General features: G+C 53.0%; 11 protein-coding genes. 5 read left to right on the plus strand and 6 right to left on the minus strand.

The features are described from left to right. Together H6F43_RS20575 and H6F43_RS20580 are read right to left on the minus strand one after the other, a co-directional pair. On the minus strand, positions 1–422 hold a 422-nt coding region (locus H6F43_RS20575), incomplete at its 3' end, for a GTPase (protein WP_190344976.1). 140 nt (positions 423–562) lie between these two features. Beyond that, the gene (locus tag H6F43_RS20580) at positions 563–775 is read right to left on the minus strand and encodes a hypothetical protein (protein ID WP_190344978.1); all 213 of its coding nucleotides are present in this window, start codon (positions 773–775) and stop codon (positions 563–565) included. A gap of 114 nt (positions 776–889) precedes the next feature. Between H6F43_RS20580 and H6F43_RS20585 the strand changes: the two genes are divergently transcribed. Then, positions 890–2,386: an aminotransferase class I/II-fold pyridoxal phosphate-dependent enzyme gene (locus H6F43_RS20585; RefSeq protein WP_190344980.1), complete on the plus strand. Its 1,497-nt coding sequence runs from the start codon at positions 890–892 to the stop codon at positions 2,384–2,386. On the opposite strand, the gene H6F43_RS20590 is transcribed toward H6F43_RS20585, so the two are convergent. Next, a complete protein-coding gene (locus tag H6F43_RS20590) occupies positions 2,367–2,840 on the minus strand; it encodes an FHA domain-containing protein (RefSeq protein WP_190344982.1) in 474 nt (157 codons plus the stop codon). The two genes, H6F43_RS20585 and H6F43_RS20590, sit on opposite strands and share 20 nt — an antisense overlap. Positions 2,841–3,077: 237 nt before the next feature. Between H6F43_RS20590 and H6F43_RS20595 the strand changes: the two genes are divergently transcribed. Continuing rightward, entirely contained in the window at positions 3,078–3,875 is a 798-nt protein-coding gene (locus tag H6F43_RS20595) for a YdcF family protein (RefSeq protein WP_190344984.1), read from the plus strand. Here H6F43_RS20595 and H6F43_RS20600 read toward each other — a convergent pair whose 3' ends face one another. Continuing rightward, the gene (locus H6F43_RS20600; protein ID WP_190344986.1) at positions 3,876–4,898 is read right to left on the minus strand and encodes an aspartate carbamoyltransferase catalytic subunit; all 1,023 of its coding nucleotides are present in this window, start codon (positions 4,896–4,898) and stop codon (positions 3,876–3,878) included. A 188-nt stretch (positions 4,899–5,086) separates the two neighbouring features. On the opposite strand from H6F43_RS20600, the gene H6F43_RS20605 reads away from it, so the two are divergent. The 3 genes from H6F43_RS20605 (at position 5,087) to H6F43_RS20615 (ending at position 9,221) form a co-directional block, all read left to right on the plus strand. Continuing rightward, complete coding sequence (locus H6F43_RS20605) at positions 5,087–5,860, plus strand: ABC transporter permease (protein ID WP_190344988.1); 774 nt, start codon at positions 5,087–5,089, stop codon at positions 5,858–5,860. 299 nt (positions 5,861–6,159) lie between these two features. After that, positions 6,160–8,367: an alpha-glucan family phosphorylase gene (glgP, locus tag H6F43_RS20610; protein WP_190344990.1), complete on the plus strand. Its 2,208-nt coding sequence runs from the start codon at positions 6,160–6,162 to the stop codon at positions 8,365–8,367. A gap of 275 nt (positions 8,368–8,642) precedes the next feature. Beyond that, positions 8,643–9,221, plus strand: coding sequence for a biotin transporter BioY (locus H6F43_RS20615; protein WP_190344992.1), 579 nt, complete (start codon positions 8,643–8,645; stop codon positions 9,219–9,221). Positions 9,222–9,308: 87 nt separating this feature from the next. Here H6F43_RS20615 and H6F43_RS22485 read toward each other — a convergent pair whose 3' ends face one another. Beyond that, on the minus strand, positions 9,309–10,124 hold the full coding sequence (locus tag H6F43_RS22485) for an RNA polymerase sigma factor (RefSeq protein ID WP_190344994.1): 816 nt from the start codon (positions 10,122–10,124) through the stop codon (positions 9,309–9,311). 581 nt (positions 10,125–10,705) lie between these two features. Next, a complete protein-coding gene (locus H6F43_RS20625) occupies positions 10,706–11,308 on the minus strand; it encodes a PEP-CTERM sorting domain-containing protein (protein WP_190344996.1) in 603 nt (200 codons plus the stop codon). Positions 11,309–11,366: the final 58 nt, after the last annotated feature.

An 11,366-nucleotide genomic window follows, 5' to 3' on the forward strand; every position in this document is an offset into this window, starting at 1 on the left:
TCAATCTGTCCCAAATCCGCCAGCGCCAGTTCCAGGTTGATCACTTCAATATCGCGCACAGGATCGACTGAGCCTGCGACATGAATGATGTCATCGTTCTCGAAGCAGCGGACAACATGCACGATCGCGTCCACTTCCCGAATATTCGCCAAAAACTGGTTACCCAATCCTTCGCCTTTGCTCGCTCCCTTCACGAGTCCAGCGATGTCCACAAACTCGACTCGCGCCGGAATTACCTCAGCAGAACTGGAAATTCCTGCTAGCGCTTGCAGTCGCTCGTCAGGAACGGCAACGATACCCACATTGGGTTCGATCGTGCAGAAGGGAAAGTTTGCTGCCGTTGCCTTGGCATTTGCAACAACCGCGTTGAATAGCGTCGATTTTCCCACGTTGGGCAGTCCAACAATCCCAGCTCTTAGCATTTTAGAGTTCAAATAGAGTTCGCTGATGCACGCCCAATTCCGATCGAGGTCACTTCGCAAACTGAGCGAGCACCATCCACCATTCTAGATTTTGAACTAGCAATTTTGAATTATGCAGGGAAGTATTCACCAAGCTGAACTCAAACGGGTCCCGGTACAGTCTGCGGAATTGGGGCAGGAACAGTTTCAGGAGTTGGACTCGGAATTGGCTCTGGCACAGGTCCGGGAATCGGTTCGGGAGCCGGTTCAGGAATTGGCTCTGGTACAGGTCCGGGAATCGGTTCAGGAGTCGGTCCGGTTGGGGTTGGAGTGGGAAGTGGAGGAATTGGAGCAGGGTCTGGGGTAAAAACCATCGCGATCGCCTTCGCTCAACACTTTGAGACTAGCGGGATTCGGGGGCGATCGCCTCTCTCGAAATGGCGACCTTACGGACTGCTAAGGTATGGAAGTAATTGACCAACAGGTTCATGTCGTTCCGCCTAGATCACACTGCTGCACCGCTGGTGAACGCGTTGCAGGAAATTTTGTGTCAACCAGACGCGCCGTTCTACGCTCCTGGACACAAGCGCGGTCAAGAGATATCCGCAATTCTTGCCGATTGTTTAGGTTCCAGCGTGTTCCGTGCTGATCTGCCAGAGCTACCAGAACTCGACAACTTATTTGCTCCAGCAGGAGCGATTCGGGCAGCGCAGGTATTAGCCGCCGATGCCTTTGGCGCAGAGCAGACATGGTTCCTAGTTAATGGTTCAACCTGTGGCGTGATCGCAGCAATTCTGGCAACCTGTGGTGCGGGAGACACACTAATTCTGCCGCGCAACGTGCATCAATCTGCGATCGCTGGACTGGTCCTTTCTGGTGCCGTTCCGGTCTTTGTGCAGCCAGAATACGATCCAGTATTGGACCTTGCCCACAGCCTCACGCCCGATTCCGTCGCTGCCGCACTAGCACAGCACCCAGACGCGAAGGCAGTGCTGTTGGTGTCGCCCACCTACTACGGCGCCTGTGGAGATGTGGTAGCGATCGCCCAAATCGCTCACCAGTATAGTATTCCTCTACTGGTGGACGAAGCGCACGGTGCTCATTTTGCCTTTCATCCCGACTTGCCCATTTCAGCACTGGCTGCGGGTGCTGATCTAACCGTGCAGTCCACGCACAAAACGCTGTCAGCCATGACCCAGGCAGCAATGCTGCATTTGCAGGGCGATCGCGTTGACCCCGATCGCATCCGCCAAGCGTTGCAGCTTGTGCAATCTACCAGTCCCAGCTACATTCTGCTTGCCTCGCTAGATGCCGCTCGGCAGCAAATGGCGACTCAGGGCAAATGGTTGATGCAGCGCACGATCGATCGTGCGGATGCTGCCCGCACTCGAATCAGTCAGATTCCCGGACTCTCCGCGCTGCAACCTGAGCAATCAGGCACTCCTGGATTTTTTGTGCTCGATCGCACCCGCCTTACGGTCACCGTCTCCGGGTTAGGTATCGACGGCTTCAAGGCTGACGAGCTTCTGCGCGATCGCTTCAGCGTCACTGCCGAACTGCCTTCGCTCCAGCACCTAACCTTCATCATCAGCTTGGGGAATACCCAGGACGACATCGAGCAGTTAGTCGAAGCGTTTGAGCAGTTGGGGAGTGAGCAACGGGAACCGGGACGGAATCATTCAACATGCAACATTCAAGCCTTAGAATTCAATCGTCAAACCTCCGTGACCCCTCGCGCTGCTTTTTTTGCCCCCAGTGAAGTGGTCCCGATCGCCCACGCCCACGATCGCATCAGCGCCGAGCTTGTTTGTCCGTACCCGCCGGGAATTCCCGTTCTGGTGCCAGGAGAAGTGGTGACAGACGAGGCGATCGAGTATCTGCAACAAATTCTTGCCGCAGGCGGCGTGATTAGCGGCTGTGCCGATATGAGCTTACAATCCCTGCGTGTGCTGAAGCATCCAAAGACTACTGATCCTGTGGAGTAATTTCCATACCTAACGAGATTAAGTCGAATGGACCAAACGTGTAGCTTCCCGGTGGTAAGTCTGGGTCTGGTGGACAAGTTGGGTCCCATGCAACCATCGGATTTAACGGTTCATCCTGATGTATACAGTAATAGATTGCTTGAACTGCCAGTCCAAAGTGGATCTCATCTTCGTTCTCTAAGTCGTGTGCCTGAAGTTTACGACCGTTAATTCGCACTCCGTTGGCGCTAGTCCTTCCCCTCAAATTGCCGTCCACAATCTGGTAGTAATCAGTGCCATCTTCGTTCAGCATTTGCACCAAAGTTGCATGATGCCGAGAAACCAGTTGGGAAACCAAGCGAATATCGCACTTTGGGTCACGACCGACCGAGTACATTGGACTGCTCAAGGTAAACTCGCGTCTCCCTGCGTCGTCCTCAATGACGAGTACGTGCTTGTAGTGTGGCAATGACATAGAACGAAAGTTTGAAAGGCTGTGTAACGGTTGGGACGTGAGGACGATTATGTAGACAACACCACTCTAAACGTACGAGTTCACACGATTCACAAACAATGTTCATCTGACGGACACAAGAGACTAAAAGCAACCGGGTAGAATAATGCACAAGTTCCGACCCTCGATCGCCCTGATTCAGACAGGTTAGCGGTTCGAGGTCCAGGGTATGGGGAGTTCTACCAACGTCACTTAGTCATGATCGATCCAAAGCTGTGTCAACACTCGGCTAGCCTGTGGTACGACACTCGAACGCTGTTCCACCACGGACTGAACAATGGAATACTTCCAGCAGCGCTGTTGCTGCTATTAGGTGGGTTAGCTGGCGCTTTCTGGTTTTTGACGCGCCGTCGATCGCACCCCTATAGACGCCCACGACGATCGCAGCGTAATCATGCGTGGCGCTGGGCGATCGCAGTAGGGCTGAGTTGCTTCTTTCTAACCACGCCGCTGGCAGTAGATTTGGCAAGTTGGGCATTAGTCAATGTAGTTCCGTCCGATTCCGGTAAGACAGCAGACGCAATCGTCGTGTTGGGTCGGGGCACAACGATGCGACGCGATCGGATTCCGGCTACCGTGGCGCTCTGGCAAGAAAACCGAGCACCAAGAATTTTTGTTAGCGGCTATGGAGATGCTCAGTTCATCGCTCAGCAATTGCAGCAGCAGATTCCAGAGCAGGTAATCGATGGCGAAGAGTGCTCTCGCACAACCGATGAGAATGCGCAGTATACGGCTGCCATTTTGCAGCCGCAGGGCGTAAAACGGATTGTGCTGGTGACCGATGCACCGCACATGCTGCGATCGCTCCTGACCTTTCGCAGTTTTGGGTTTGATGTGATTCCTCATCCGACTGCTGTAGCTCTCAACGATCGCCAAGAAGCGCGACTCGTTTTTAGAGAGTACTTTGGTCTGATTGTGTACGGGTTAGGAGGACGGTATTTCGAGCGTGACTCACCTGCGGCGATCGAGCGTCAACCCGTGGCAGCAGACGAGTAATTACCCTTTACCACCGCCCATTAAGTAAAGCAGCGCCATTCGTACTGCAACGCCGCTCGTAACCTGCTGAGAAATCAAACTAAACTGAGGGTCATCCATCAGGTCCGAGCTAATTTCGACGCCTCGGTTGACCGGGCCTGGATGTAGCACTTTGACATCAGGTTTGCAGAGAGCAAGGCGATCGCGTGTAATCCCAAACTGTTGATGATACTCGCGCAGGCTGGGTAGCAGATAGTTAGTCATGCGCTCTTTCTGCAACCGCAAAGTCATGATGAAATCGGCGTTTTGCAGGGCAGGAGCAAGCGTCCAGTGGAGGAAGAGTTTGCGCACTGGGGAGTAAACAGTGGGTTCCTCACTCTTTGCTCCTGAGTCTTCAGGTTTCACAAAGTCGCTAAACAGCATCGGAAGTAAGGTTGGTGGTCCAGCAAGGTGGACCTCTGCACCGCTAGCGGTCAGGCTCCAAATATTAGAGCGAGCAACGCGAGAGTGAAGAATGTCTCCAACGATCGCGATCTTTTTGTCCTTTAGTAGCGACAGGTGCGGCTGCTCAGGATCCATCACGTTGCAGAGGGTGAACAGATCCAGCAGTGCTTGAGACGGGTGCTCATGCTGTCCGTCTCCGGCATTAAGCACGCCGACCCGCACGCCCAAGCGGTCCATTTCTGTGGCGATCGCCTGCGGCACTCCGGCTTCTTTGTGGCGAATCACCATCATGTCCGTTCCCATCGCCAGATAGGTCTTTGCAGTGTCCAAAATCGTCTCCCCTTTGCTCAGCGAGGAGCTTCCTGGCGCGAAGTTGAGAATATCAGCAGACAGGCGTTTTGCTGCCAACTCAAAGCTGCTGCGAGTGCGCGTCGATGGCTCAAAAAACAGGTTTGTAACGACTTGTCCTTGCAGCGTTGGAACTTTCTTGGTGCGGCGCGACAGCACCTCCTGAAAGCTGTTGGCGGTTTGCAGAACGGTGTCGTATTCGGTTGGCGTAAAGTCAGATAGGGAAAGAACGTGGCGACGAGTCCAGGACATAAGTAGGATGCATGAGCGAATCACTCATTCTTAATAGCGCATAATGTCGCAGTCAATATCAGATACCTGGAACTGACTGAGAGCCAATTGCTAACGGCTCAGAGCTACTGGCTTCTACAGCCACGCTGAATCATCAATTTGAGCTAGGATGCGCTTAGAACGTAAATGACATGAGCTGATCGCAAAGCGTGCTGAAACTTTTTTGGGCAGAACTGAAGCGGGATTGGATTCTGCTGCGACGCTACGCAGCCGAAGCGATTAGCGGCGTGATTGGACTGGCGATCGTCTTCTACGGCTTGTTTTTAAGCACGCAGTACGCGGTGGGTCCGGGGGTGCAGTTGGGTGATCGGCTTGACTCCATCATCGTTGGCTATGTGCTGTGGTCGCTAGCGCTGTTTGTCGTGGGCGATATTGCAGGCGAGCTACAGCGCGAGGCGCAGACGGGCACCCTGGAGCAGGTGTTTTTGTCGCCGTTTGGCGGATTGCGGGTGTTTGTCGTGCGGGCGCTGGCAAGTTTAGCAACGCAGCTCTTCTTAAATATCAGCATTTTGCTGCTAATTCTGCTGCTAACGGGCAGTCGGCTGTCGTTTCCGCCTGTGCTGCTGCTGCCGCTGGGAACGGTGCTGCTGGCTGCCTACGGCGTGGCAGTTTCGATGGGATCGCTGGCGCTCTTGCTGAAGCAGGTGCAGCAAATCCAGGGAGTGTTTAACTTTTTTCTGCTGTTTGTGCTGACGGTGCCGATCGAAACCTGGACCGGACCCTCAAAATATCTTGGCTGGCTGCTGCCGATGACGCCGGGAGCGGGACTGCTGCGACAGCTAATGGCGCAGGGGCAATCGCTCGATGTGCCGCTATTTCTGATTGCTCTGCTGAATGGCGCTGTCTACTGTACCGTTGGGCTACTGCTGTTCCGCTGGGCAGAGCGGGAAGCAAAGCGGAAAGGCAAGCTAGCGGGCTACTAGATGTGGGGCGATCGTCCCCGGATTTGCCCACACGTCTGTGTCTTAAACAACGATTTGATTGAGAAATTGCAAGTACTGTAACTGGCTATTGCAAACCCTACAAATCCTGTAACGTCATGCAGATACCTGCTTTGGTATGGCAAGCTAAAATGCATGTTGCCGAAGCAAAACGGCTCCCCGATCGTTACCGCTGAAGAGGTGCGTTCCGTCTCTGCAACCTAAACCGCCAGCCGTAATTGATTGCACGATTCCCTGGCTCGTTTAGCAACCCTATCGTTTCCCAAGAGCTTCCTTTAACTATGACCCATACTGTTGCATCGACACCCGCGACTCGGTTGAGTGGCAAGCTGCCGCCTTCCCTAAAGCGGCTATCAGACCTTGCGTACAACTACTGGTGGTGCTGGAGCGGACAGCAGGGATCGCTGTTTCAGGCGATCAATCCCGACGAGTGGGAGCGCTGTGGGCACAATCCCGTTGCGCTGCTGGAAGCTGTTTCCTACGAGCGATTGACCCAGCTTGCCATCGATCCCGTGTACGTCAAGCGGCTGAATACGCTGGTGGATCGGTTCGATCGCTACCTATCTGCTGAGAATACGTGGGCAAGCCGCGTTGCGCCGCAAATTTCTAAACAGCATCCCGTCGCCTACTTCTGCGCCGAGTTCGGGCTGCACGAGTCGCTGCCGATCTACTCGGGTGGCTTGGGCATTCTGGCGGGGGATCATCTCAAGTCTGCCTCGGATTTGGGCGTGCCGCTGGTCGGCATCGGCTTGCTCTATCGCCAAGGCTACTTTCGCCAGCGGCTAAACCGTGCGGGCTGGCAGGAAGACTACTACGTGGATAACGTGTTCGATCGCCTGCCTCTGGAGCTGCTCAAAACCGAGCACGGACAGCCGCTCAGCGTGGAGGTTCAGGTGCGGCAGCGGCTGGTACGAGCACAGATTTGGCGCGTGCGGGTCGGGCGCGTAGACCTGTATTTGCTGGATACCGATCGCGACGACAACGACCCGATCGACCGCTGGCTAACTGGACACCTCTACGGTGGCAACCAGGAAACCCGCATTGCCCAAGAGGTTGTACTGGGGATCGGTGGTGTACGGGCACTGCAAGCCTTGGGAATCGAGCCGAGCATTTACCATCTGAATGAAGGACACGCGGCGTTCTGCCTGCTGGAAGTGGCACGGCTAGAAATTCAGCGCACGGGTCAATCCTTCTACGACATTGAAGCGGCGGTGCGCGATCGCTGTGTGTTTACGACGCACACCCCCGTTCCAGCCGGGCACGATGTTTTCTCGGCTGACTTGATGGACTCCTACTTCGCACACTATTGGTCCCAGCTGGGGCTATCGCGGGAGCAGTTCTTGGCGCTAGGTGCCCGCCGCTTGGGTGATCCCTGGGAGCCGTTTGGCATGACGGTACTGGCGCTGCGGCTGTGTCGAGCAGCAAACGGCGTCAGCGAACTGCACGGGCGCGTGTCTCGTCAGATGTGGACGGTGCTGTATCCTGATCGCGCAGAAGACCAAGTGCCGATCGGCTACGTCACCAATGGGGTCCATGCTTCTAGCTGGACTGCTGCCTTAATGAGCGATTTATTCGCGCGGTACTTGGGTGAAGACTGGGAAATTAAAGTCGCTGATCCAGACCTTTGGGCAAAGCTGGATCAAATTCCCGATGCAGAACTGTGGCAGCGCCGCCGCGTTCTCAAGGAGCGCTTAATCGCCCACGCTCGCCACAAAATTCGACAGGCGCGACAGAACCGGGGTGAAGACTGGGAGCAGATCAACGCTACCGATCGCATCCTCGATCCGAACGCTCTGACGATCGGGTTTGCCCGACGCTTTAGTCCCTATAAGCGTGGCGATTTGCTGCTGCGGGATGCAAATCGGGCGCTAAAGATTTTTGGCAATGCCGATCGTCCGGTGCAAATCGTCTTCTCTGGCAAGGCGCACCCAGCAGACGAAGAAGGCAAGCGAATTATTCAGCGCTTGATGGAGTGGTGCAAGCAGTCCAACATCTGGAGTCGCGTTGCCTTCATTGAGGACTACGACATGTACACGGCGCGGAAGCTGGTGCAAGGCGTTGATGTCTGGCTGAACAATCCTCGCCGCCCCCTAGAAGCGTCTGGCACCAGCGGTCAGAAAGTTTGCTTCAACGGCGGCATCAACTGTAGCGTTCTGGACGGCTGGTGGTGCGAGGGCTACCAAGCGGAGGGCGATCGCGGCATTAACGGCTGGGCGATCGGTCAAGATGCTCACACAAGCAATCAGGAGCTTCAAGACAAAGTGGATTCAGACTCGCTGTATCGCCTGCTAGAAGAGGAAATCGTGCCGCTGTACTATGACCAAGATGCAGACGGCATTCCGCACGGCTGGGTGCAAATGATGAAGGCGTCGATTAGAACCAATGCTCCTGCGTTCAACACGCACCGCATGATTGCAGATTACGTGACGCAGATTTATGCGCCAGGGATCGCTGAAGTCGGACGCAGTTTGGCAAAGGTGCCGTTCTAAGTACAGCCTAGTTACTGAATGCATGGCTCGTTGGGATTTGATCACCCGACGAGCCATCGTTTTTTAAGAGGTTTTACCGAGCGGTGAAAGACCGCTAAGCGATAGCAGTTAACGGCTAATAAACTGCCTTTTCGCGCCTGACTCGTCTAACATTGAGTGAACTCAAGTACAGCCGTTGGTTATCAAGTGATACAATTCCTTTTCTCTGTGGTTGAGTCAGGCTGAGGCCGGGCGATCAGTTCTGACAGCCTGTGGTATAAACGGTGATTTGAGCGATGGCGACTTCCACCGAACTCTTGTGGGCGTTGATTGGATTATTTCTGACCATTGGCGGCACGTTTCTAGAGGCGGCAGTCGCAACCCCCGCGTGGGGACCCCACAGCTTCCAAACTCACTCTCTAGGGGTAACGTATCAGGTGGGAGCCGTGCTGCTGGTTGGCTGTCTTGGTGGTAAAAACGCGGCGGTGCTGTCGCAAATTTCCTACTTGCTGCTGGGGCTAACCTGGTTTCCAATTTTTGCTCAGGGTGGCGGGATTGGCTATGTGCGGGAACCCAGTTTTGGCTATCTGATCGGGTTTGTTCCAGGTGCGTGGCTGTGTGGCTATCTAGCGTTTAAGGCACTGCCACGGTTGGAATCGCTGGCGGTTAGCTGTCTATGCGGCTTGGCAACAATCCACGCGATCGGCATGAGCTATCTAACGCTGATGTACTCGCTTGGCTGGCTCAATCGCATGGATTTATCGCTTCCCGCGGCCCTCGCCAAATATTCTCTCTACCCGCTGCCTGGACAGTTTGCGATCGTCTGTGCGGTCACGGTGATTGCCTTTACCCTGCGTCAGCTACTGTTCTACTGAAGCGATCGTTCTAGTGAGCCTATCTAAAATCTATCGCAACGCTGCTGAATTGAAAGCCATTGGATTTCGGATCTAGAAAAGATTCTTCTACTTGAAATCATCTATCAATTTCTCAACGTCCTCCTGCGTCAATGGAGATGGCGGAATTTCTCCGCTGATAATTTGATTACAAATATCGACACATCCATTGCAGATGAATACACCTGGACCTGCAATGAGAAGATTAACTTGTTTCATGCTTTTGCTACAGAATGAACAGCAAGGTTCTAGCTTGGTTTGGGCAGAAGTGTTACTAGTCATAGTCTTAATCTCCTGAAGCGAATTAGGTTGAATTTGATCTTGAAGAAGTGATAATTGCTCTCTCAGCTGATGACGAGATTTGTGTAAACGCCCTTTCACTGCACTAACTGAAATATTTAAGCGATTTGCAACTTCTTGCAGGGTGAATTGCTCGTGGTAGAACAATAAAATTGCTGAGCGATTCTTTGGAGATAGCGTATCAACGGCTTCTAATACTGCAGTGTGGAGTTCTTCCTGCTCTACCACGAGCTGAGGATCGGGTGAACTTCCAGCGATCGGCGGCGGTTCATTCACTAAATTCCCTACCATTGCTTCAAGGGAAAAACAGATTACCTTACAACGACGCAGATCGTTCCGGCAAATATTGAGGACAATACCGTATAGCCAACTCTTAAAGCGCGCTGGGTCATTCAGTTTCTCCAGTGAAAGATAGGCTTGCAGCATGGCATCTTGCACAAGCTCTTGAGCTAAATCCTCATTGCCGATCACTTGTGTAGCAAGGCGTTGTGCCATCGGCTGATAACGCAACACAAGCTGACCGAATGCAGCTTTATTTCCCTGTCGTGACAGAAAAACTAACTCCAGATCGCTTTGTTCAGACACGCCTTCCTCAATCAATAACTCTACTGATTAGTAGTGGTGAGGTGGGGAGAAAAGGTTACTTTGGGCAAAAAAGACATTAAATCAGAAGTGTAACCACGTTGCTGCCAGCATAGCAAGCTCACTGTCCGTCACTTTGCAAGTTTCGTCAGTTGAGTTCCTAAGACTGCTAATGGCAGCTGAGCAAAGTCATTAGACTCATGCACCATCTTTAAAGTCAGTCCCATCTTCAACTAATTCAAAAAATAGCGGAATCTATTTAGTTTATTAAATACGGTAAACACGCTTGATGCGTTAAGCCTGCTGAATATGGAGACGATCGCTAGCTTTGTTGATATTTTATCTACCACCAATAGAGCTAACCGTCAGGTTGCTTGAGCTAAGAGTAAGAGTAATATTTTTAGGGCTATAGCTTGAGATTTAGATTGCCAAATGCATGAACCGCTACACTTGTTTAGCCAGCAAGATTGCCTGTTCCTCCTGCTAGCTTCTAGTTCATTCAAGGGGCGTTTAGATTGATTCCTAAGAAAACGCAGGAAAGGCGATCGCCTTTCCTGCGCTTCAGTTCTTCTGTAGTGATACTTTTACTGCGCCTTACGTTGTAGCTTTTTGCGACCGAGGAGGAGGCTACCGGCTGCCATAGTACCCAGAATTGTGGCTGGCTCAGGAACAGCAGCGCTGTTGCCGCCTTCTCTGTAGTACACGCTGATGTGAGAGACATCCTTGGTGTTGTTTCCACCAAACAGTGACGACTCAAACGGGCTGGTCCAGTTTCCTGCTTTCACGCCATCCTTAAGCTCGTAACCAACCAGTGTCGTACCATTGCCGCTCTTAAAGATCAGCATGACATCCGTCCAGCTCGACTGGAACACGCTAGCGAGATTCCAGCTTCCCGACTGACCCGATTGCGTACCCGCATACCCTGAATTGGTACCAATCTTGCCACCAAATGACCAGTTAGTGATTCCGAAGAAGCCTTCTTGGTTTACAGTGAGAGGCCTATTTGGAGACACAGAATCCTGGTTAGCACTATCGCTGTATTGGCATCCAGAGGTGCCTGTCACGTTGTCAGCGATGCTGCTGGGGCACCCGATCGTGAATGCATGAGCAGGCACAGACGTTACCAGAGCCATACTAACGGTTGCTAGAGCAGCGAGCGGTAGGACGGTTGAGAGCTTAGACTTCATGATTGATGTTCCTTAGGACATGAGCGTTTGGCTACTGATGGCTGGATTGACTCAGTTA

This window comes from Leptolyngbya sp. FACHB-36, from assembly GCF_014695955.1.
In the GTDB taxonomy this organism is placed as follows: domain Bacteria; phylum Cyanobacteriota; class Cyanobacteriia; order Leptolyngbyales; family Leptolyngbyaceae; genus FACHB-36.

Excerpts from the sequence above, each read along its gene's own strand:
- H6F43_RS20580 (WP_190344978.1), bottom strand. The coding sequence starts at position 775 with ATGGTTTTTACCCCAGACCCTGCTCCAATTCCTCCACTTCCCACTCCA.
- H6F43_RS20585 (WP_190344980.1), top strand. The coding sequence starts at position 890 with ATGTCGTTCCGCCTAGATCACACTGCTGCACCGCTGGTGAACGCGTTG.
- H6F43_RS20590 (WP_190344982.1), bottom strand. The coding sequence starts at position 2,840 with ATGTCATTGCCACACTACAAGCACGTACTCGTCATTGAGGACGACGCA.
- H6F43_RS20595 (WP_190344984.1), top strand. The coding sequence starts at position 3,078 with ATGATCGATCCAAAGCTGTGTCAACACTCGGCTAGCCTGTGGTACGAC.
- H6F43_RS20600 (WP_190344986.1), bottom strand. The coding sequence starts at position 4,898 with ATGTCCTGGACTCGTCGCCACGTTCTTTCCCTATCTGACTTTACGCCA.
- glgP (WP_190344990.1), top strand. The coding sequence starts at position 6,160 with ATGACCCATACTGTTGCATCGACACCCGCGACTCGGTTGAGTGGCAAG.
- H6F43_RS20615 (WP_190344992.1), top strand. The coding sequence starts at position 8,643 with ATGGCGACTTCCACCGAACTCTTGTGGGCGTTGATTGGATTATTTCTG.
- H6F43_RS20625 (WP_190344996.1), bottom strand. The coding sequence starts at position 11,308 with ATGAAGTCTAAGCTCTCAACCGTCCTACCGCTCGCTGCTCTAGCAACC.